Origin of the sequence: Acidaminobacter hydrogenoformans DSM 2784 (assembly GCF_900103005.1) — a bacterium.
Taxonomy (GTDB): Bacteria; Bacillota; Clostridia; order Peptostreptococcales; family Acidaminobacteraceae; genus Acidaminobacter; species Acidaminobacter hydrogenoformans.
In genome coordinates, this window is sequence record NZ_FMWL01000011.1 from 19,322 (window position 1) to 40,871 (window position 21,550).

Consider the following 21,550-nt stretch of genomic DNA (forward strand, 5'->3'; position numbering starts at 1 on the left):
GGAAAAAATATAAGAGCTTAGGACATGGAAGGGAGGAAGAACGGCGCTGCGGCGCTGTTCTTCCTCCCTTTTAAATTTTTTGAAGATGTGAGAACAGGAAAGGGAAAAGGTCGCGTGAGGGATGGGGTCTGGTTCCATTTTGGTATGTCCCTGTCCCCAACCACGCGTCCCTGTCCCCAACCGAAATCTGCTCAGAGCTTACGGATTCAAATAGTCCAACGCGAACTGGGCGTACAGGGCAGTGCCATAGATCAGCATGTCCTCATCAATGGTATGCTTTTCGTGATGTGGGGAATAGATGCTTTCCTTCTCATCATTAAAATAGCCGAGCATGGCAAACGTGCCTTCTGTTTTCTGGAAGTAGTAGGACATATCCTCGGAATTCATCAGTCGGAAAAGATCGATATTTCGATCCGGTCCATACACCTTTTCCGCTGACTTTTGCGCGATGGCGGTGACGCGTTCGCTATTGCAGAGGGAAATGGCCGTCTCCTCAATGATGACCTCAACTTTGATTTCGTGGGCGAGGGCAAGGGCGTTGGCATGTCTTTGGATGGCGTCGTGGACAGTCTTCCTGACTTCAGGATCAAAGTACCTCATGGAAATTTCAAGCTCTGAGTATTTAGCAATGATATTCGCTTTCGTGCCGCCACTGATTTTGCCTACTGAAAGTACAATGGATTCTTCAGGGGCTACATTTTTGGTGACAATACTTTGGAGATCCGCCACGAATATGCAGGCCGGGTAGATGGTATCTTTGGCAAGGTGTGGCGTGGCGCAGTGTCCTGAGATCCCTTCGAACTTGACGTGGATCGTGTCGCTGCCTGCCAGTTTGTAGCCTGGATTGATGTCGTAGAAGCCAATGGGGAGATTGGACATGCCATGAAGGCCCAGGATGGCGCTGACGCCATTTAGATGACCCTCCGCTATCACATTCTTGGCACCAACGCACAGCTCTTCCGCTTCCTGAAAGATGCAGCGGACTTCGCCCGGGAGTGCGTCTTTCATGCCGGTCAGGATTTTTATAGCGCCAAGGAGCATTGCGGTGTGATTGTCATGGCCGCAGGCATGCATGACGCCAGGAGTCTTCGAGGAAAAGGGGAGACCAGACTGTTCAGTGACGGGGAGCGCGTCGATATCTGCCCGTAGGGCAACGACCTGATCGCCTTTTCCAGGGTTGATCCTTGCAACGACAGAAGTGGTGCCGGCCTTCTCATAGGAAATGCCCATGGCGTCCAGCTCGCGCATGATGCGCTTTTGAGTTTCAAACTCCTGAAGGCTGAGCTCCGGATACTCGTGTAATTCCCTGCGAATTTTAATGACATAATCCTGAAACTCTTTCGCTTTTTCTATCACGTTCATAATCAGGACCTCCCTGCAAGTTTTTCTGGGGGTGTGGCGCTGTGTGGAACCTTGTATTGTTTAGATACCCGGCTTAGGGTGAAAGAAGACTGAGGGTTTGAGATTTTTTTATAAGTCCATCAGCGGAAAGCAAAGAGAAAAGGAATGTGGATCTATTGCCTCCGTGAGCGCAGGTGCTTATTGGAAAGCAACAAAGCCGTGAAGAGGTGTAGATAAGAAAATGGAAAGGGAGTCAGAACAGCGTGCATTGCACTGTTCTGGCTCCCTTTGAATTTTCGTTGTGGACTGTTTGTATGCATAAAAGCGAGGTCAACGACACTTAAGCTTGTCGAGTTTTACCCTTCGCATAGAGCTTTCAAGTGCTCAAGCGCTTTCATCCAAGACTGTGTCATCATATCCTCATGCTCTGGTGGTACGTCCACAGTGACTCGAAGCTCAGTACCGCTATTTGCAGCTTTGAAATAATAATATTCATAAGCCGGGGTCCAGATTTTGGCGTCCTCGCTGTCCATATCCTCTATGCCTTGGGAGACAAAACCGAGCATCAGGATGGAAATGAGCTCGTGCCATTTGTTTTCGGCCACTTTAGCTACCATGCCAAGCTCAGTGGGATTCAGAAAATACATCTTTGAGCTTTATTCCCAAGAGCCGTTGTAATAAGAGCCTTCCTTGAACCTCCCATGACTTAAGTCACGGGATTCCTAAGAACACCGTTCTATCGAACAGTTTATTATTAGGCTAGCCCCGCCGCACCGGCGGTTAGAAGCCTTAGGGCTTCGTTTTTAATATTGATACTTGCGTTAAGATCTCTGTCATGGCATACACCACATTCTGGACAAGTCCAGTTTCTAACAGCAAGATCCTTAACGTCTTTATTCTTGTATCCGCAGTTTGAGCACAATTGACTTGAAGGGAAGTTCCTCCCCACAGCAACAACTTGCTTGCCATACCATCTTGCCTTATATTCAAGCAGACTTCTGAATTGTGACCAAGACACATCCCCAATAGCCTTTGCCAATTTGTGATTCTTTAGTAAATTGGAGACCTGCAAATCTTCTATTCCGATCACGTCGTGATTTTTGACGATTTCGTATGAAAATTTGTGCAGGTTGTCTTTTCTCGCATTGGCAATTCTTTCATGGATTTTAGCGACCTTGACCCTTTGTTTCTCCCAATTTTTTGAGTACTTGACGCGCCTCGAGAGCACGCGCTGGGCTTTTGCGAGCTCAGCCTCATATTTTCTGAAGCACTTTGGGTTTTCGCGTTCTGTGTGATCTGATACTTTGGCGAAGTGCTTGATGCCCACGTCGATCCCACAGGCTGAACCTGTCTTTTGAAATGCTTGTACCTCTGTTTCGGCGAGAATAGATACAAAGTATTTGCCTGACGGATGACATCTGATCGTAGCGCTCAGAATCCTTCCTTCAACGTCTCTTGACTTTGCGAATTTAACAAGACCTAACTTCGGCAGTTTGATTTTGCTGCCAATAATACCAATATTCCCATTCGTAAATTTGGTTGTGTAGGACTGGACTTTGTTCTTTTTCGACTTGAAGCGGGGTCGGTCATTTTGTTTTCTGAAAAATCGTTTAAACGCGTCATCCAGACACTTCAGTGATGACTGCAGGGCGATACTGTCCACTTCACTCAGCCACGCGTATGCTTTTTCTTTCTTGAACAAAGTCATTTGCGCGGCACAAGTGTTGTAAGTGAGCCCTTTGCCTGTTTCCTCGTAGAATTTGTTCCATGCGCTCAGAAAGTGGTTGAATACAAAACGGCTGCATCCTATTGTCTTTGAGATCAATACTTTCTGTTCCTCATTTGGATAAATGCGAAATCGATAGGCTTTATGAACCAGCACTTTTTTCACCTCCACGCAAATGGCTATATTAACTCCCGCAAAACAAAAAAATCACTCAAACCCATTAACAAGCGGCAGGAATCTCATTTCATCAGTCTGCCGACAGTCATAGATTTTAAGTGATTTAGGGACTTTGCTTTGATTTGAATTTAATCTTATGCTTTTATTCTATCAAACGTTTGTTCTTTTTCAAAGAAAAATCGAGAAAAATATTTAGTCATTTTACTGCATTTCCATTAGCGCCCTTAATTGAATATCGAGAAAATAGGCAAATGATCAAGGGTGCATTCACTATTTTATTTTGTTAATCATGACTTTAATGCAAGCACTTATGTGGGATTCATCCCATGACTGAAGTCACGGGTGTTCTCCCTGAGCATCATAAAAGCGCTGGTCCACTGACGGTAAGTAGTGGGACTCAGCATGGTTTCCCAAACCAGGCTGACGGGAGTGGAGAGGGTTATTTTGAATTCGAGTGTTTTCATAACTTTAAGCCCCCTTTAAGCTTCGAATGCCATACTTTAGGTGTGGCACACTGTGCCGTCCGTACGAAAAAGAAAAAAATTCGAACATGAGGTGGAATTAATTGATGAGGCATCTAAAATTGAAGTATAGCACAGCTGCGGAAGCACTATCATTACTGCTCGCGTCCGTTCTGATGGCAGGGGCATTGACTGGCTGTGGCCAAACAGGCACATTAAACACAGCAGCCAACACCAGCACCAACACCAGCACCAACACCAATTTGACCATTTCACCCGAAATCAGCACGGCAGAAATCAATCCTTCCGCACCCGAATACGCTGAAAAAATCTTTGGCACAGACATCATCACCCTGGAGATTCTTGCGGATGAAGCGCAGTGGCAGACTATGCTCGACAACGCCACGGAAGAGGCATACATCAAAGTGGATGTGGTGATCAATGGAACGACTTTAAAGGATGTCGGCATACGCCCCAAAGGGAATTCCAGCCTTAAGCAGGTGGCCTCCTCGGACAGCGACCGCTACAGCTTCCGCATCAAGTTTGACAAATACGTTGAGGGGCAGACCTGCTTTGGCCTCGATCAAATGGTGGTCAACAACATGATGGGAGACAATTCCTATATGAAGGAATACATTTCCTATGATCTCATGAAGACCATAGGTGTGGACACCCCTTACTTTGGATTTACGGACATAACGGTCAATGGGCAGCCCTGGGGCCTTTACCTGGCGGTGGAGCTGTATAATGACAGCTATGAAGAACGAGTCTACGGGGACACTACCGGTGCGCTCTTCAACGTCAAGATGAGTATGGGCCAGGATCAAATGCCAGGAGAGGGAAGGATGCCCATGGTGGACAGGCCTGTCACTGACGAACGACCCGAGACGAACACAGGCGCCACAGCGTCTGCGTCACCCACCCAAATCCCAAGCGACTTACCAGAAGACCGTACGCCCGGCGACTTTCCAGGTGGCAAAGTCGGCAACATGGGCGCCAGGAATGGCGGGAGTCTGGCCTATACGGATGATAACCCCGAAAGCTACAGTGACATCTTCGACAACGTGGTTGGTGATGTAGACACAGCGGCCAACCAGCGCGTCATCACTGCTCTGAAAGCGCTCTACTCTGGCACCGAGCTTGACACCTACTTTGACACAGACGCGATCCTTCGCTACCTTGCCGCCCATACTGTCGTCGTCAATCTTGACAGCTATTCCTCCTCCATGGCGCAGAACTATTATCTCTATGAGCGCGCCGGCCAGCTCACCGTACTGCCGTGGGACTATAACCTGGCCTGGGGCGGCTTCCAGAGCGGTGACGCGGACTCCGTCATCAACTTCCCAATCGATACCCCTGTCAGCGGCGTATCCATGTCAGACCGTCCGCTCCTGAACCAGCTTTTATCAGATGAAACCTATTTGGCACAGTACCATGATCACCTCAACACCCTCCTCCAGAAGTATTTTGCCGATGGTCACTTTACCCAAAAAATCCAATCCCTCCATACTTTAATCTCCGACGACGTTAAAAATGACCCCACCGCTTTCTGCACCTACGAGGCATATCAAACCGCGGTCGAAGCGCTGATAGAACTGGGAAACCTCAGAGCGCAGAGCATCCAGGGGCAGCTTGACGGCAGCATTCCATCCACCACAGAAGGGCAGCAGTCCAGTCCATCCGTTTTGGTTCCTGCCGGTGACCTACAGATTGAGGCTTTGGGCTCAATGATGGGCTCGGGGAAAAGGGGGGAAAGGTGAGGGAGGAAAAGGAACCAGCGGCTGGTGCGTATCGTCCCCTTATCCCAAGATCCATGCGGTGAACATTGGGTTCAGACACCCTTGTCCTTACAGTATGCGCCCCACCTTCAGCTGTCGCTGATTCAAATTATACGCAGCGTCTTTCAGGTTCCTCTTTGCAATTTCAATGATTTGCTCAGTTTTCATCACATGGTTATTTTCATCGACAATCTTCATGCTTCCCCTTACGGGCTTCGTTCTCCAGTTTTTTGCGTGCCTGAATTCTTCAGTTTCACCCCATAGGTAGGGCACAGGCAAGAAGCCGGCAGCAAAAATGATGTAAAACCCCTCTGGCGAATATGGATTTTGAATCGAACTTTCTATCGCAGCAATCACTTGAATTGAGGCTTGGTAAAGTGCTGCAGATCGTTCATCAACATCAGGATTTTTTCCCATATCCTCAATCTTTCCCATTTTCCTGAGTTCACGATATTTGCGTAATGCATGCTGTGTGATCTGAATGCTTTCATTGATTATTTCAGGTGTAGCCAAATGAGACGCCTCAGAAAAGCTTACGACATGAATAATGGGTGGGCTCATTTCATTATAGGGGTCAATATCGTCCATCAATGCCGTTACCGCTGCCAATTGTATTCTTGCTTCATAAAGGTCAGGTTTGAAGTAGTCCAGTCCTGCCCTTGGTTGTAACAAAACCTTGAAGCTGCTGTCTTCTAAACTTTTGACAAGCTTAATCATGGCGCGGGATTTCGCTAAGTCTTGAATCCCCCAGGTAAACCTTGGCGTATTGAGCATGTTTTGCAATATGAAAGTTTTTATGCCAGATTTTTTTGCGAGCTTTGCTGCCAAATAAGCAGACACGATATAGGTGACATCGTCCGCGCCCCTGAAGGCAAAATGGTGTGAGACGTTGGCTTCAAACGGCTTATCTGTGGTCGCAATATATTTAATGGTCTCAAAATGCTGCTTTAAATTTGTATAGACATCATATGGACCGCGTTCGTCAAGCTTGTTGAACCACCACAACGACAATGCATGCCAACAGATATTCAGGGTTTGCTCATGCATTTGTGCGAGGGTCGGGATATTTTTTGTACCTGCATAAGTCCTGACCAGGAGTGGTCTTGCGGCCTCCCAAATCATTCTATATTCCTCTGGTGAATTGACAGGGACGCCGCCGCCGTTGGCTTTGTCCTCCCAATCCTCGCCAAAGTTGGACTGTGTTAATTGAGAGCTTCCAATTGAAAGGATATCGAGGTACTGAGTTTTGGCCAAAGCCTTTGCCCAGGCCATGAACTCATTTACAGACTCAAGACGCGTCAATCCAGAAGAATACGGTCCGACATGCGCTCTCATTAACGGCGTGAAGCTTTCATTCATGTTTGCATGAATGCGTTTTGTGATGGAATCGCGAATAGTTCCGAACTCAGGGTAGTTTGATCTGTCAATGGGTTTAAAATTCAGGTAATCCTGAGAATCTATGATTTCCTTACCGAAAGACATCAAAAAATCATCATAATGGCTGCCCTCATACAGATCAGTCGGAATACTGTCTTCAGAAACACCCATCTTTTCGAGCGTCTCTCGAATGGATTCGCCACCTATAAAGGTTTTAACCATGCCGTTAAACTCTTTTTCAATTGCGGCACAAGCTCCAGGCAGACCGCCAAAGAATAGGGCCTCAATTTGGCCGCCTTGAAATTTCATCAGCTGTGCTTGCTTTATTTCTTCAATAAGGTAGCCCATCATGTTGACGGCATCTTCCTGATCCAGCCGGTAGCTGATCCCCAAACGCTCGATCTTGTTGGATCTCAGCCAGTCGACAACAACTTTTCGCCGCGATTCATGTTTGTAGTCATTCATAGCAGCTGCAATTAAATCGTCCGCCATAACGACCTCATAACCACAGTCACGCAGCAGCTCCGCTGCGGCGTTAATTCCCATTGTATGCGCGTCAATAGCCGGTTTTATGAATCCATATTTTACGCCTATGGAATTATTCATAACAAGGCCTCCTTCAGGTTCTCTTTAAATCCGTCGTTGATGGACGAAATATCCAGATGCGCCAGATTACGACCATTTTTTCTGAAGTCAACGCATAACAGCTTTGTCGCCAAATCAATAATCAGGGTGGTGTGATTCATGTCCAGACCGAGCTTTAGACCAATAGCTTCTAAAGGCACCAGACCACAAGGGACATCTTCAAAAATATATCGATGCTCTAAAGAGCCTGGCGCTTCAATAGTTTTGTAAGCTTCATTGGCTTGAATGCAGTCATAAAGTGTATTTCCCGTCACATGATACGTCCTGATCATCCATTCTCTGGTGGATTCAACCTTATACCCTAATGCCTCGGAGACCCTGACGCGTTCAAGGTCAATTTTTTCAATGAATTTGCCGATCGTTGGCGTAATCCCATCATAGTAATATTTGTAAATATTTTTCTTGCTCTCGGTCCATCCGGTGTTCAGCAGCAAAGGCGCGCAATGAAGCACCATGCCGACATTTCCAATTGACGTCTGAATCATAGAGTGCGCAGGGGTAAAATATTTATGTAGGCACTCAGGCAAATAATCAAAGATCTCTAAATTTGATGGTAAGTCAAGTGAAGCGATCAGCACTGACTCTTTGAATGCAATAATATTGACGGCATCTTCATCCGTTTTTCTGCAAGTATATATGATCGTCTGCGTTTCAGCGACTATTTGCTCATGCGTCTTATTAAACTTTTCATAGATTGCTTTAAATTCCAAAGCGCCAAAGGTTCGCCCGGGATTCAATACAATAGCCGTAGATTTATTAATGTTTTTCGCGATTAACTCAGCCAGTGCCCTGTGTGAATTTGCGGGTGTTGTGACTAATACAATATCCGGGTCCTTCAAAGCTTCAGAAATTACATCCGTCACACAGTGGACTGAAAAATTTCCACTGATGATTCCGCTTGAGCGAATGCTGTGCGTTTTTATCAGTTTCTCTATAGACCGACGCGACCTGTTCCAAATGGTTACTTGATGACCCTCTTTACTTAAGTGCGCTGCCATTGCCATGCCTGAGTTACCGGCGCCAATTACAGTGATCTTCACACCGTTCACCTGCCTTTCAAAATGAATTTCATATGTCCTGACTTTCTTAGAGGTTTTGTTTATTATAACCTAAATTTCGTTCAAATATAAACTTCGGCATAGAAACCTGCGTCTGGCACCTTTTTTCTCTGGACTTCAAAGCCATGCCCTTTTTTTTGCCGATGGTTCCCCAACCCAGCTAATGGGTAAATACAGCCGCTTAACGATCTTGTAAACGCCATACCAATCACACCTATACTACCGGGAAATGGAGCTTGGCTTCGTTTCCTTTAATTTTAGATCTGTGATGGGACTTTTGACCAAGTCATCAAGTTGAATAATCGTCTTGTTATGATATCATTAAGAAAAAAACAACGGATGTGATACCATGGCCATCGCGGATTTGATAATCCAGTACAGTGAGGATGACAAAATCATAGCAATCGATTACTTGGGTGATGAGCTTGAGTGGTTCAAAGAGCTGGGCAGTGAACGCTTCCTCAATGAAAAGCTCTTCGACGCTTTCGGAGACATAAAAAACCACGACATCCTTGAACTCAACACCAAACTCTTCAAAGTCCAGTTCGTGAAACTGGGCACTCAAAAGCAGCTCCTCCTCAGCCAGGACAGCCTCATGCTCAGTCTCTTCAAAGAAACCATAGACAAAGTGTCTGAAGGCATCCAGATCTTTGACCGCAACGGTTATTTCATCCACGGAAATCCTGCAAGTGAAGCATTGGAAGGTTACGACACTATTGATTTTAAAGGCAAGCACTTACTTGACCTCTATGATCTCTCAGAGGAAATGAGCACCACGCTCAGTGTCATCAGGACAAAGAAACCCGTCATCAACCGTTGTGACAGGTTTCAAGCAAAGAACAACAAAGAGCTTGTGACCATTAATTCGGGCTTTCCGTTGATGATTCAAGACGAAATCTATGGTGCGTGCGCGTTTGAAAGTGATCTGTCCGTCATCAACAACATCAAAAACAGGTCTTTCAATTTGGAAGCTTTCATTCGAAATGAGCAGCCCGTTTTGAACCAAAATATGTACACCTTCAAAAAAATCATTCACCAATCAGAAAAAATGGCAGAGTGCATCCGTTTCGCAAAAAAAATCGCGCTGACACATGTGAACGTCATGATTACGGGAGAAACCGGTACTGGTAAAGAAATGTTTGCACAGAGCATCCACAATTTCAGTCCAAGAGCTGACAAGCCCTTTGTGGACGTTAATTGCAGCGCTGTACCTTCCAATCTGGTGGAGAGCTTGTTCTTCGGAACCGAAAAAGGCGCTTTTACAGGAAGCATGACAAAAAAAGGCTTTTTCGAGCTGGCGGAAGGTGGAACCCTGTTCCTTGACGAGATCAACGCCATGAGCATGGAAATGCAAGCCAAACTCCTGAGGGTCCTCCAGGAAAAGCGCTACCAGCGGATTGGCGGCAGCCAGTATCATCAGTGCAATGTCAGGGTCATCACCGCTTGCAATGAGGACCCTCAGTCCCTCATTGACCAGCAAATGATGAGAAAAGATTTCTATTACCGCATTTCTGCCCTTTCTGTCCACATCCCACCGCTAAAAGACCGCAAAGAAGACATCGCCATGCTCGCAGCGCATTTCGCCCAGCGGCTCTGCGAGGAGTACGGCAAGCCCAATTTGACCTTGACGCCAGACATGCTTGATATCCTCACGCATCACGACTGGCCCGGAAACGTCAGGGAACTGCGACATGTGATTGAGCATGCCGTTCACCAGGCGAATGTAGAAGAGCAAGTTTTCAGTCTGGCGCATTTTCCCGTCTATTTGACAAAGGGTGTTTCTGTGATTCACACTGCCATCAGTGACTCTGCCGATGGTCATTCGATCCCACAGCTCCCACCCCAAAGCCAAACTCTGAACGATTTACTGGATGCTTACGAGCAAAACGTTGTGCGTGAAGCGCTGAACCGGTGTAATGGCAACATTTCCAGGGCGGCAAAGTCACTCGGGCTCAGCCGGCAAAATCTGCAATATCGAATACGAAAATTCGAAGCATTATCTCATGAACAAGATCAAGAACAGACATAATCTTATGTAATATAGCAAAATAATTTTGCGTAAAGTGCCAAAAAAATTGGCGCTTTTTCTTTGCAATTTTGTTAATAATGGAGAATTTTAACGAAAATCGCAAAAATAATTTGCACTTTAGACTCTGCCAGATTGTAATGAAAAAATACATCGCGGATTCATAGGCGCTGGAAGCCCCGTATAGCAACAATTACAGAAAGATTCACACAAATTTCAGATAATTACGCGCCCTTGGCACGAGGCTTGCAATATAGGGAGATACCAAAATAAATACCTAGGAGGTTTCAAATGTCTGTTGAATCCGTAATAGAACAGAAAGTTAAGAAGCAAGGGATCCGAAAGGGTGTTTTCTGGCCATCCATCCTCGTCGTTGGCGGGGCTGCCATCCTTGGCACCGTCAATAACGCACTGCTCACTGAAGTCGCGCTGAATAACTTCCTGTTTTCTCTCAGAACCTTTGGCTGGCTCTACCAAATTATCTCTATTGTCGCACTCATCCTGGTTTCCATCATTACCTTCTCAAAGCTGGGCAAGATCAGATTTGGCGGAGATGACGCCAAACCAAAGTATTCCTTCATGACATGGTTTGCCATGGCACTGACCGGCGGGATCGCCACCGGCGTCGTCACCTACGGTGCCAATGAACCTATCATCTATTTTGGCAGTATTTACGGCGAAATGGCTCAGACCGGTATTGAGCCGGGCACAGCAACGGCCGCGATTTTCTCTATAGCACGCAGCTTTTATAACTGGACCTTTATCCCTTACGCCATGTACTCACTTTGTGGTCTCGTCATAGCTTATGTCTATTTCAACCGTAAACAGTCCCTCTCAGTTACCGCATCTCTGGTGCCGTTATTTGGGGAAAAAGTCACCAAAGGCATTTGGGCAAATATCATTGATACACTGTCACTTCTTGCAATTGCTCTTGGACTGGCATCCTCTCTGGGCGCAGGCTTGGCGCTGGTGGGTTCCGGTGTAGAATCCGCCTTTGGCATAGAGCAAGGGCCGATGGTCTGGCTGGTCCTCACCCTCATCATCACAGCGACGTTTACCCTATCCTCGCTTCTGGGTATAGACAAAGGCATCAAGCATCTGTCTGATATAAATGCGAAAGTGTTCTATGTCCTGCTTGGCATACTCATTGTCGTCGGTCCAACCCTCTATATGCTTAAAATGTCGACCGCAGGACTCTCCATGTGGCTTCAGAACTTCTGGGGCTGGGGACTTGATGCTGGCGAGGTGGGCGGTGAAGCCCTCGTCATGTGGTGGACGCTTTACGACTGGGCAATTTGGATCGCTTATGCGCCACTTATGGGTATTTTCCTTGCCATTATCTCCTATGGCAGAACCATCCGTGAATTTATGATGATCAACTGGATTTTACCATCTGTCTTCAGTATCGTTTGGTTCGGCGTATGGGGATCAACGGCGCTTTATTGGCAGCAGGAAGGTCAACTTGACCTGATCAGCACCATTCAGGGCAACGGCGCGGTTTCAGGACTTTGGGCGTTTCTCGCGCACATGCCGCTGGGCATGATTTTTATCCCGATCGTCATGATCACTTTAATCCTGTCCTTCTCCACGGCGGCGGACTCCATGACCCGCACGATCGCTTCTCTCTGTACCGAAAACATGAAGCACGATGAAGAGCCGCCGACCTGGCAGAAGTTGGTGTGGGGCCTTTCTATAGGCTCAATTGCCTTTTTCATGGTCGCTTATGCAGGAGGCGCCCAAGGCGTTGACGGCGTCAAGTATCTGGCGGCAGCTGGCGGCACCACAGTGCTGTTCATCTTCGTCCTTCAAGTCATCTCAGCGATCAAGATGTTCTTTATTGATGAAATTGTAAAATAATTCGGTGTCCGCGCCAGACAGAATTAAACCTAAGACATTGGAGGCACGACCCTGATGAAAAGTTTGAAAACCAATTTGAAATTAGAAGAAGACAGATTTGAGGATACTGCAATGGTAGAAGGTGAGAGTCGCAGGATTGTCGAGCTTGGCGGCACAGCCACCTTAGAAGCGTTGGTCGCAGTAGCGAGGCACAAAACGGAAGTTGCTTTCTCAGATGCTTATTGCGAACGGGTCAGCCGTTCGAGAGCTCTCGTTGAAAAATGGATTCGCGAAGGCAGGGTCATGTATGGCATCACTACTGGCTTTGGCGCTCTGTGTGATCGTGTGATCTCAGAGGAAGAAACCGCGCAGCTTCAGAAAAATATCATTTTATCCCATTCGACTTCAGTCGGAGAGCCCCTCAGCATTGAACAGACCCGGGCGGTCATGTTCATGATGCTGCAGAATATGGGGCAGGGGTACAGCGGCGTCAGTCTGGCGCTTCTGGAAAGAATCCGTCTCATGCTGAATCTGGATCTCATTCCGTTTGCTCCCCGGGAAGGTTCCGTCGGTTACCTCAGCGTTGAAGCCCATATTGGGATGGCCATTATTGGTCTTGGAAAGATTTTTGAAAACGGTGTTGCGGTGGAGTCAAGACTGGTCCTGCGCAAGCATGGTCTTGAGCCTTTCGTGCTTGGGGCCAAGGAAGGCCTGGCCCTGATCTCCGGGACCACCAGTCCTACAGCCCTGGCGGCGCTGGCGATCTTTGACATGAAGGTGTCTACCCTCAGCGCGGACATTATAGGCGCTCTGTCTCTGGAGGTCAACCAAGGCAACATCAAAGCCTTTGATGAACGGCTGATGCGGGCAAGACCTTATGCAGAGCAGGGCAATACTGCTGCCAATGTCAGGACATTGCTTCAAGACAGCGAAATTATTAAAGACAGCGAAGGTCGCCGCCTCCAGGACGCCCTGTCACTGCGGGCTATGCCACAGCTCCACGGCGCCGTCAAACGCACAATTAATGATGCCGTGAGAACTGTTGAAGAAGAGATGAACACCTGCAGCGACAACCCTATCATCTGGCCGGAAGGTGCCGATGGTCACGCCATGTCCGGCTGTCACTGCGACTCCTCCTATGTAGGCCTGGCAATGGATTCCGCCGCCATTGCCGCTACCATGCTGGCCAAGATGTCAGAGCGCAGAAATTACCGCCTCATCACAGAGCATCTTTCCGGTATGCCCTGGTTTCTGATTCAGAATCCAGGTCTCAATTCCGGGCTCATGATCCCTCAATACACCCAGGCTGGACTTCTTAACGACATGAAAACTCTGTCACATCCTTCGTCCGTGGACAGTATTCCAACCTGCGGCGGCCAGGAAGATTATGTCGCCATGGGGTACAACGCAGCAAAAAAGGCGTTATCTCTCGCAGAGAAGCTCGAGTATATCCTTGCGATTGAGCTGCTGTCTATCTATCAGGCACATCAATTTCTTGATCCGGGGATCAAACCGGCATCTGTATCAGCGGCCCTGTTTAATGAGCTTAAGAAACATATCCCAACCATGACCCAGGATCAGTTCCTCCATCCGCACATTGAGTACCTGAAAGGTCTTGTACATTCAGGTCGGTTGGTTGAGCTCGCGGAAGAGGTCGCTGGACCGCTTGCGTAGAATAAACAGGGTGGGAAGCTTGGGGCCAGGGGGAAGAAACCCTTGTCCCGGCTTCCTGATTTGAAAGGAGTTTATAGACCTATGGCATCATCAGCATCAAAAGTGAGAAGAGAGCGTCAAAACACACCTAAAAAGCAAGTGGCGGTGGATGTTCAAAAGATTTTTCTCTCGCCCCCAAGGAAACTAAGCGAGCGTGCGATTCTCCTTGGTATGCTGGTGGTGACCTTTATGATATTCTTTGGTCCATTGAAGTTTTCTCAGGTGCCGCCGCTTGAAGCCGCGTTTACCGCTATGCTGCCAGCTGCGAGCCTTTCCTGGGGCTGGATGGTTTTTTTGAGGTATAAGTTTAGGAAAGGTGAATATCTCAAGCAGAAATAGAGTGGATAGATTCTTCGACAAAGTAAACCATCAGTACACAATCTCAAAGCGCTTATGCTTTAGGATTGCTGCCGATGGTTTTTCTTATTGGGGAGAATATTTAACCTACAATTTTAAAAAAAATTGATTTGTAGGTTAAACTTCCAAAACTTTAACAAACGCAAACTTTTCAGCGCTAAATCCAAATGAAACAGATTCTAAAATGTACATAAAAATGTTATAATAATGAACATAAGGGGGGTGCCAGAATGCCAATTATCAGACCCATTACGGACCTTAGAAATACGAACGAGATTTCGGATTTGTGTCATTCAAAAAAAGAACCCGTCTTCATTACAAAAAACGGATATGGTGATTTGGTGATCATGAGTATTGAGGCTTATGAAGCAATGATTGACGAGCAGGAAATAGACAAGGCTATTGCAGAAGCTGAAGCGGAATATAAAATTGACGGTAAACTGTATGATGCAAGGGAAACACTAAAAACCCTCCGGAGGAAGCATTTTGGATAAGTATGACATTAAGTTGTTATCCAAAGCAATTCGAGATCTCGACAATATTTACACTTATATTGCAAGAGAACTGAACAATCAAGAAGCAGCACTTAGCATCGTTGACAAGATAGAGGAAACAATTTTAACTCTTGAGACAATGCCGTTTCGAGGGGCTCAACGTCGAGTCGGAGCCTATGCGAAAAAAGGTTATAGACAAATTTTTGCTAAGAATTTCATTGTTCTTTATAGAGTGGATCCAATTAATAAACAAATAGTTGTTGTTGCGATCAGATCCATGAGAAGCAGATTGTAATCAGACAAGAATAAAGAATGCTTAAATTATATAAATCGATACAACTACCATCGCCCCAAGCACCCAAAGCCCTAAAAAGCCTTAAGTGCTGCTGCCGATGGTTTTTCTTTTGCATTATGTAACGCCCACCGCCAAAAATGGTAAAATCATGTCAGCAGGGTACTGGGCGGCCACCAACCATACAAAAATTCACACCCACGCCACCCACCCTCAATCCCATTCTTCAAATCACCCGAGTTCAATCAGCATCGCAAAAGAAAGGGGAAGTCACATGAAAAAACCATGCCTGCCTATCATCCTTCTATTGGTACTGTCCAGCCTGACACTACCCTCATCAGCAATCACAAGCGCGTCAACCGCTCCTTCATCCTGGTCCGCACCCTACGTCACAGCAGTCACCAAAGAGCCAGGTCTCGACGTCACACGACTGCTGAATAGCTATCAGAACCGAATCACCCGAGGCGAGTTCGCCTATCTGGCCGTCTCCCTCTACGACTACTACACAGGAAACACACCGGAAGCTGGTCAGGCGAGCTTCACCGACACCTCTGATCCATATGTACTCGCGGCAAAAAACGCCGGCATAGTCAGCGGCTACGAGGATGGGACCTTTCGTCCCAACAACCAGATCCGCAGGGACGAGCTGGCCACGCTATTTGTGAATCTTTTCAAAGCCACAAACCTCACCTTTAAACCCGCTGACACCAACCGCTTTGCGGACGATACCAGCATTCAAACCTGGGCCAAAGCCTCCGTCTACACCGCAAAGGCCAACGGCATAGTCAGCGGCGTGGGGGCGAACACCTTCAACCCAGCGGGTACTGCCACCAGAGAAGAAGCCCTGATCATGCTCTACAAAGCCACGCGGCTCCGCGGCGACAACCCTGTCATGGAAGTCCACTTTATAGATGTGGGGCAGGGGGATGCGGCGCTCATCATAAAAGGCGATCAGACCATGCTGATTGACGGTGGCACACCACAGAGCGACGGTGTGATCGTCAACTACCTGAGAGCTCAGGGCCTGACACAGCTGGATTACCTCATTGCCACCCATCCCCATGTGGACCACATTGGCGGTCTGGACAGCGTGCTGAAAACCTTTGAAGTCGACAAAGTGATCATGCCAGAAGTCACCCAGGATACACCGACCTTTGCGACTTTTACCAGCGCGCTGAAGACGGAAAGTCTCACGCCGCTCAGTCCCCAGGCGGGGGCACGCTACACCTTGGGAAAAGCGGACTTTACCTTATTGGCGCCAAATCAAGGCATTTATGACAATCTGAATGACCATTCCATAGTCCTGAAGCTCACAGACGGCGTCAATGACTTCCTCTTTACCGCAGACGCGACGGCGCTTTCAGAAAACGAGATGCTTCAAAGCTTTAGAAGCCACCTCAGTGCAGAAGTCCTCAAAGTCTCCCATCATGGCAGCGACGACGCCTCAAGCACAAACTTCCTCAATGCGGTCTCTCCTAAATATGCGGTGATCAGCGCAGGTACCGGCAACGACTATGGCCTGCCATCCCTCGTCGTCCTTAACCGCCTTGCCTCCATGAACGTGAAGCTCTATAGGACCGATCAGCTTGGCACCATAGTGGCGAAAAGTGATGGCATCACCATCAGCTTTGACAAAGTCCCTACCGCTGCGGCTTGGCTTCCGGGCACGAGCACGACTTCCACGACAACCCCAGCGCCAGTTCCAGCTCCTATTGTAAGCCCTGTGCCAGCCGCTCCGGGCACCGTTGTACCTAATGGCATTATCATCAGCTTGCTGGAAAAGGGCACCGAGCTTGTCACCATCAAAAACACGACCACGGCAGACGTCAATCTGCAAGGGTACATTCTGGTCTCAGAGAAAGGCAATCAGATTTACGATTTCCCGAACTACCTCCTAAAAGCCGGCGCCTCTGTCAAAGTTGCCAGTGGAGACGCCACCGGAGACCTCAAATGGACCACACAGAATGTGTGGAACAACTCCGATCCGGATCCGGCAGCCTTATACGATAGCAAAGATGTGCTGGTGTCAAGGGTAGTGAAATAAGGCCAGCAATTCATAGGATTACAGGCTGCCTCTAACAAAAGTAAAATAAACTTTAAGAGGTTATAATATCACCACAACGGCTAGACCATTTTTAAAAACTCGGATATACGGTGCAGTTTGAAAACACATTGACCAGAGGCATATTATCATAAATGCTAAACAACCCACACCATTTTAAGCGGTGTGGGCTGTTTAATTTTGGTGTTTAAAATATTTGATTCTCTCCTGGCTCCGAGTTTATTCGATTAACCATTTCTTTTTCGTTTAGCCTTTTTCCGCGAAAAGTGCCGAATCAGGATCTCGCTGTTCACCAATTTGTTTAACACCATAAATGGAAAAAAGAAGATCCAAAAGAATAAGAATAAATAACGGCTGATATTCGTTCTCGGATTTTTATTGCCGTGTTTCAGAGAGGTTGTGCCGCTGCTAAGGGTTTTGTTGGAGATTAAATCATGAAGTGATAGATCATTTTGGCTGGATTCATGCGTAGCAGGATCGCCACATTTGCTGCAGAACCTATTCTTTGCAGCCATTTGAGTGCCACATGTCGCGCAGTATTTCATTATTGACACCTTCTCTTGATGGATTGTGACGCTTATACGTTGTATCAGTCCATCATATCTTAAATTTTACTGTTGTGCGGGTTTGAAAACGATATATATTTGATACGCTAATATGGGTTGCCTGGCGGTGATCGTGCTGTTTGATCTATTTGGAAAAATCGATTCGAATGGATTTCTTATAATAACAACAAAATAAGGTAATAGTGATGCCGATTGTTTTAAGCAAGCTCTAAGAATCCTAAGTACATTTCCCTGTGTGTAAATTGTCATTCGATTTTCTCTGCCAATGCATTCGACATTATTAGACACAACAATTTCCAATTCTATAGAAGGATTCCTGGAAATAATCTCGAATGTTATATTGTGGAGAATGTGGGAGGTGTCATAAGCGCATGGAGCCTAAAACAGGCCTGTACGAAGAAGTGATCTCTGAAGCCCTGAGGTCTCAGCTGGAAACCCTTCAGGCTTACGAACAAGAAACTCAGAAAATCGATCCTGCGGAGGCTTATCTGATCCTTTCCAAATACACTGGACAGGTGATTAAACGCGCCCTTCGTCTGGTGCGCGAAGAAAAAAGCGGATCCAGCAGTATCATTGACCATGATGACCACGACAACCATGACACCGATCCTGATCATTCTGACAAGCAAGACAACAAAACCCTTGCCCGGCAAGTGGCGCTGTGCAACGAGATCATTGAGCTGCTTTCAAGAGTGACGAAGCAGGATGATCTTTTAACCTATAAAATCAGCGAGCAGCACGAGCTGCTGCTGTCCCTTTACATAAAAATTAATACCATGAGGGCCCTTAATAAAGAAAAAGCAGCCCTCAGGCCGTTGACGCCACTTTCAGAGAGCTCGCTGTTTACAGGGGCTTCCGTTGAGCCCAATATGGTCAGCGAAATTAAAAAAGAGATTCTGACCTCAGACAGGATCGACATATTGATGTCTTTTATAAAGCTCAGCGGTCTGCTGCTGATCCTTGAGGAAATCAAAACCTTTATTTCAGAAAGTCCTAACCGCAAAGTCCGCTTCATTACGACCTCTTATATGGGTGCTACGGACTATAAAGCTCTAAAGGTCCTCAGCGAGATCCCCAAGGTGGAAGTGAAAATGTCCTTCAACACCGACCAGTCCAGGCTTCACGCCAAAGCCTATCTGTTTGAACGCCAGACTGGTTTTTCAACGGCTTACATAGGCTCCTCAAATCTCTCAAAAGCCGCCATTACCAATGGTCTGGAATGGAACGTAAAGCTCTCAGAACGGGATTCCTTTGAGATCATCAGAAAGTTTCAGGCGACCTTTGAAAGCTACTGGAACGACCCTGAATTTGAAACCGTCCGTCTGGATGATCCACAAAGCGCAGATCGCGTTAGGACCGCGCTACTCCAGAATCAGACCATACAAACGGGCGCCCAGCACAAAGAACTCCTCTTCGATCTCACCCCCCACCCGTTCCAGAAAGAAATGCTGGATCACCTCCAGGCAGAACGGGAAATTCACGGCCGTTACAGGAACCTTCTAATCGCTGCCACGGGGACAGGGAAAACGGTGGTATCTGCCTTCGACTACGTCCGCTTTGTCCAGAGCGTTAAAGAAGAACACAAAGAAGTCATGAAACCCCGCCTTCTGTTCATTGCCCACCGCAAAGAGATTCTGGATCAGAGCCTTCGAACCTTCCGGGTCATCCTAAAAGACCAGAATTTTGGCGAAGTCTTCTACGGCGGTAAGGAGCCCACGCAGCTGGATCACCTTTTTATGAGCATCCAGACCTTTAATGCCAAAGCCTTCCACAAGGCGACAAAACCTGACTTATACGACTTCATCATCATAGACGAGTTCCACCACGCTGCAGCCAGCTCCTACCAGAGACTTCTGGCCCACTACGAGCCCAAGATCCTGCTGGGTTTAACCGCAACGCCAGAGCGCATGGATGGCAAGGATGTCTTCAAATATTTCAATCACTACGTTGCATCTGAGCTGCGCCTGCCAGAGGCCATTGACCGCCAGCTCCTGGCCCCATTCCTCTATTTTGGTCTCGCGGACAGCGTGGATTATTCCAAAATGAAATGGGACGGCAAATATAACGTCGAGGAACTGACGACCGAATACACGGCCAATGACCGCCGCGCCAGTCTGGTTTACCAGAAGGTAGAGGAATACCTGAGCGACCTCAGCGCGGTAAAAGCCATTGGCTTCTGCGTGTCCCAGTCCCACGCCAGACACATGAACGCCTATTTCCAGAAGCGCGGTCTGAAGTCTGAGGTCGTCCTGGCGGATACGGACGCAGATACCCGAGAGGGCGCCCAAAGGCGTTTAGCCAGCGGCGAAACCAACTTCATCTTCACCGTGGATCTCTACAACGAGGGCGTCGACATCCCGGAGCTCAACACCGTACTCTTTCTGCGTCCTACGGAGAGCCTCACGGTCTTTCTTCAGCAGCTGGGCCGGGGGCTGCGCCTCAGTCCGGGAAAAGAGCACCTCACTGTCCTGGATTTCATAGGCCAGGCGCATAAAAACTATCAAACCCGCTTTGAGGAAAAGTACCGGGCCGTCTTTGAGAAGAGCCGCCACAGACTCGCTCACCAGATTGAATACAACGTCTTTAAGCTGCCAAGAGGCTGCTATTTACAGTTTGAAAAAGTCGCGAAGGACTATGTCCTGCGGGGTCTGAAGCAGGTCACGCTGAATGTCCGCTTCCTGACCCAAAAGCTCCAGAACTTTGAGGCGGACACCAAACAGCCGCTCACCCTCAGCGCCTTTCTCGATCACCATAAGCTCACCCTGCACGACTTCTATGGCACGGGAAGCAAGCCTCGCAGCCTTTATACGCTTCTCCCTCCGGAGGGCTTTGAACCCTCAGAGGCCTACCTGAAAAATGTCAAACGCTTCAGGAATCTCTTTCATCTGAATTCCAGGCGCTTTCTCCGCTTCATCTTGAATTACATTGAGGAGAAAGGCTGGGAGAAGAAGTCGCGGAATAATCCCATGGAAACCAGGCTGGAAGCCATGCTGTACTACACCTTCTTTTCAAAATATCCAGGGAAGCTTGGTTATAAAAACTTTAAAGACGCTTTAAAGACAGTTTTTGCCGATGGTCCCACCACCCCCGAAATCTCCCAAATCTGCACCTACCTGCTCGAAAAAATCGATTTTGTAGACGCGCCCGTGGACCTGGGCTTCGAGTGCCCTTTAGATCTTCACTGCGCCTACTCCAGAGATCAGCTGATGGCAGGCCTTGGCGCATTTGATGCGCTAACGAGCCAGGAATTCAGGGAGGGCGTCAAATACCTGAAGGATCAGAAGCTGGACCTGTTCCTGATCAACCTCAACAAGTCCGAAAAGGATTTTTCACCTTCCACCATGTATGAGGACTATGCCATCAACAGCAGGTTGTTCCACTGGCAGAGCCAAAGCACCACCAGTGTGGAAAGTGCGACAGGACAAAGATATATCCACCATAGGAAAAACGGTCATCAGATCCTGCTGTTTGTCCGGGAATATAAGAAAGCTAATGGTCTGACCGCACCATTTATTTATCTTGGGAAGGCGAATTACATCAAGCACGAAGGATCAAAGCCTATCAGCTTTGTCTGGGAGCTTGAGCAGGAGATGCCAGCCAGTCTGGTGGTTAGGGCGAATAAGAGTGTGATGTAGGGGAAC

General features: G+C 47.6%; 16 protein-coding genes. 9 read left to right on the forward strand and 7 right to left on the reverse strand.

The window, feature by feature from the left end; translation table 11 throughout:
• Window positions 1-198: 198 nt before the first annotated feature.
• The 4 genes from BLP63_RS10565 to BLP63_RS16875 all read right to left on the reverse strand — a co-directional run bounded on the left by BLP63_RS10565 (window position 199) and on the right by BLP63_RS16875 (window position 3,708).
• Entirely contained in the window at window positions 199-1,362 is a 1,164-nt protein-coding gene (locus tag BLP63_RS10565) for a M20 metallopeptidase family protein (RefSeq protein WP_242870877.1), read from the reverse strand.
• Between the two features lie 335 nt (window positions 1,363-1,697).
• Entirely contained in the window at window positions 1,698-1,988 is a 291-nt protein-coding gene (locus BLP63_RS10570) for a hypothetical protein (protein WP_092591341.1), read from the reverse strand.
• Between the two features lie 107 nt (window positions 1,989-2,095).
• Window positions 2,096-3,223 carry an IS200/IS605 family element RNA-guided endonuclease TnpB gene (gene tnpB, locus BLP63_RS10575; protein WP_092591343.1) on the reverse strand — a complete coding sequence of 376 codons (1,128 nt, stop codon included), beginning with the start codon at window positions 3,221-3,223 and terminating at the stop codon, window positions 2,096-2,098.
• Between the two features lie 329 nt (window positions 3,224-3,552).
• The gene (locus BLP63_RS16875) at window positions 3,553-3,708 is read right to left on the reverse strand and encodes a hypothetical protein (RefSeq protein ID WP_170829405.1); all 156 of its coding nucleotides are present in this window, start codon (window positions 3,706-3,708) and stop codon (window positions 3,553-3,555) included.
• Between the two features lie 119 nt (window positions 3,709-3,827).
• Here BLP63_RS16875 and BLP63_RS10580 point away from each other — a divergent pair, with 119 nt between their 5' ends.
• The gene (locus tag BLP63_RS10580; RefSeq protein WP_170829406.1) at window positions 3,828-5,465 is read left to right on the forward strand and encodes a CotH kinase family protein; all 1,638 of its coding nucleotides are present in this window, start codon (window positions 3,828-3,830) and stop codon (window positions 5,463-5,465) included.
• A gap of 87 nt (window positions 5,466-5,552) precedes the next feature.
• Here BLP63_RS10580 and BLP63_RS10585 read toward each other — a convergent pair whose 3' ends face one another.
• Together BLP63_RS10585 and BLP63_RS10590 are read right to left on the reverse strand one after the other, a co-directional pair.
• Complete coding sequence (locus BLP63_RS10585; RefSeq protein WP_092591347.1) at window positions 5,553-7,466, reverse strand: cobalamin-binding protein; 1,914 nt, start codon at window positions 7,464-7,466, stop codon at window positions 5,553-5,555.
• Complete coding sequence (locus tag BLP63_RS10590; RefSeq protein WP_139159810.1) at window positions 7,463-8,545, reverse strand: NAD/NADP-dependent octopine/nopaline dehydrogenase family protein; 1,083 nt, start codon at window positions 8,543-8,545, stop codon at window positions 7,463-7,465. The genes BLP63_RS10585 and BLP63_RS10590 overlap by 4 nt, the downstream gene beginning before the upstream one ends.
• Window positions 8,546-8,912: 367 nt before the next feature.
• On the opposite strand from BLP63_RS10590, the gene BLP63_RS10595 reads away from it, so the two are divergent.
• The 7 genes from BLP63_RS10595 to BLP63_RS10625 all read left to right on the forward strand — a co-directional run bounded on the left by BLP63_RS10595 (window position 8,913) and on the right by BLP63_RS10625 (window position 17,325).
• A complete protein-coding gene (locus BLP63_RS10595) occupies window positions 8,913-10,592 on the forward strand; it encodes a sigma-54 interaction domain-containing protein (RefSeq protein WP_092591351.1) in 1,680 nt (559 codons plus the stop codon).
• Window positions 10,593-10,880: 288 nt separating this feature from the next.
• On the forward strand, window positions 10,881-12,446 hold the full coding sequence (locus BLP63_RS10600) for a BCCT family transporter (protein WP_092591353.1): 1,566 nt from the start codon (window positions 10,881-10,883) through the stop codon (window positions 12,444-12,446).
• Window positions 12,447-12,500: 54 nt separating this feature from the next.
• Window positions 12,501-14,099 (forward strand): HAL/PAL/TAL family ammonia-lyase, encoded by a 1,599-nt coding sequence (locus tag BLP63_RS10605; RefSeq protein WP_242870878.1) that lies wholly within the window; start codon window positions 12,501-12,503, stop codon window positions 14,097-14,099.
• A gap of 81 nt (window positions 14,100-14,180) precedes the next feature.
• Window positions 14,181-14,477 carry a hypothetical protein gene (locus BLP63_RS10610; RefSeq protein WP_092591355.1) on the forward strand — a complete coding sequence of 99 codons (297 nt, stop codon included), beginning with the start codon at window positions 14,181-14,183 and terminating at the stop codon, window positions 14,475-14,477.
• Between the two features lie 248 nt (window positions 14,478-14,725).
• Window positions 14,726-14,989 carry a type II toxin-antitoxin system Phd/YefM family antitoxin gene (locus tag BLP63_RS10615; protein WP_092591357.1) on the forward strand — a complete coding sequence of 88 codons (264 nt, stop codon included), beginning with the start codon at window positions 14,726-14,728 and terminating at the stop codon, window positions 14,987-14,989.
• On the forward strand, window positions 14,982-15,284 hold the full coding sequence (locus BLP63_RS10620) for a type II toxin-antitoxin system RelE/ParE family toxin (RefSeq protein ID WP_242870879.1): 303 nt from the start codon (window positions 14,982-14,984) through the stop codon (window positions 15,282-15,284). The genes BLP63_RS10615 and BLP63_RS10620 overlap by 8 nt, the downstream gene beginning before the upstream one ends.
• A 271-nt stretch (window positions 15,285-15,555) precedes the next feature.
• A complete protein-coding gene (locus tag BLP63_RS10625; RefSeq protein ID WP_170829407.1) occupies window positions 15,556-17,325 on the forward strand; it encodes an MBL fold metallo-hydrolase in 1,770 nt (589 codons plus the stop codon).
• A gap of 245 nt (window positions 17,326-17,570) precedes the next feature.
• Here BLP63_RS10625 and BLP63_RS10630 read toward each other — a convergent pair whose 3' ends face one another.
• On the reverse strand, window positions 17,571-17,858 hold the full coding sequence (locus BLP63_RS10630) for a hypothetical protein (protein ID WP_139159811.1): 288 nt from the start codon (window positions 17,856-17,858) through the stop codon (window positions 17,571-17,573).
• A gap of 422 nt (window positions 17,859-18,280) precedes the next feature.
• On the opposite strand from BLP63_RS10630, the gene BLP63_RS10635 reads away from it, so the two are divergent.
• On the forward strand, window positions 18,281-21,544 hold the full coding sequence (locus BLP63_RS10635) for a DUF3427 domain-containing protein (RefSeq protein WP_092591365.1): 3,264 nt from the start codon (window positions 18,281-18,283) through the stop codon (window positions 21,542-21,544).
• Window positions 21,545-21,550 lie beyond the last annotated feature (6 nt).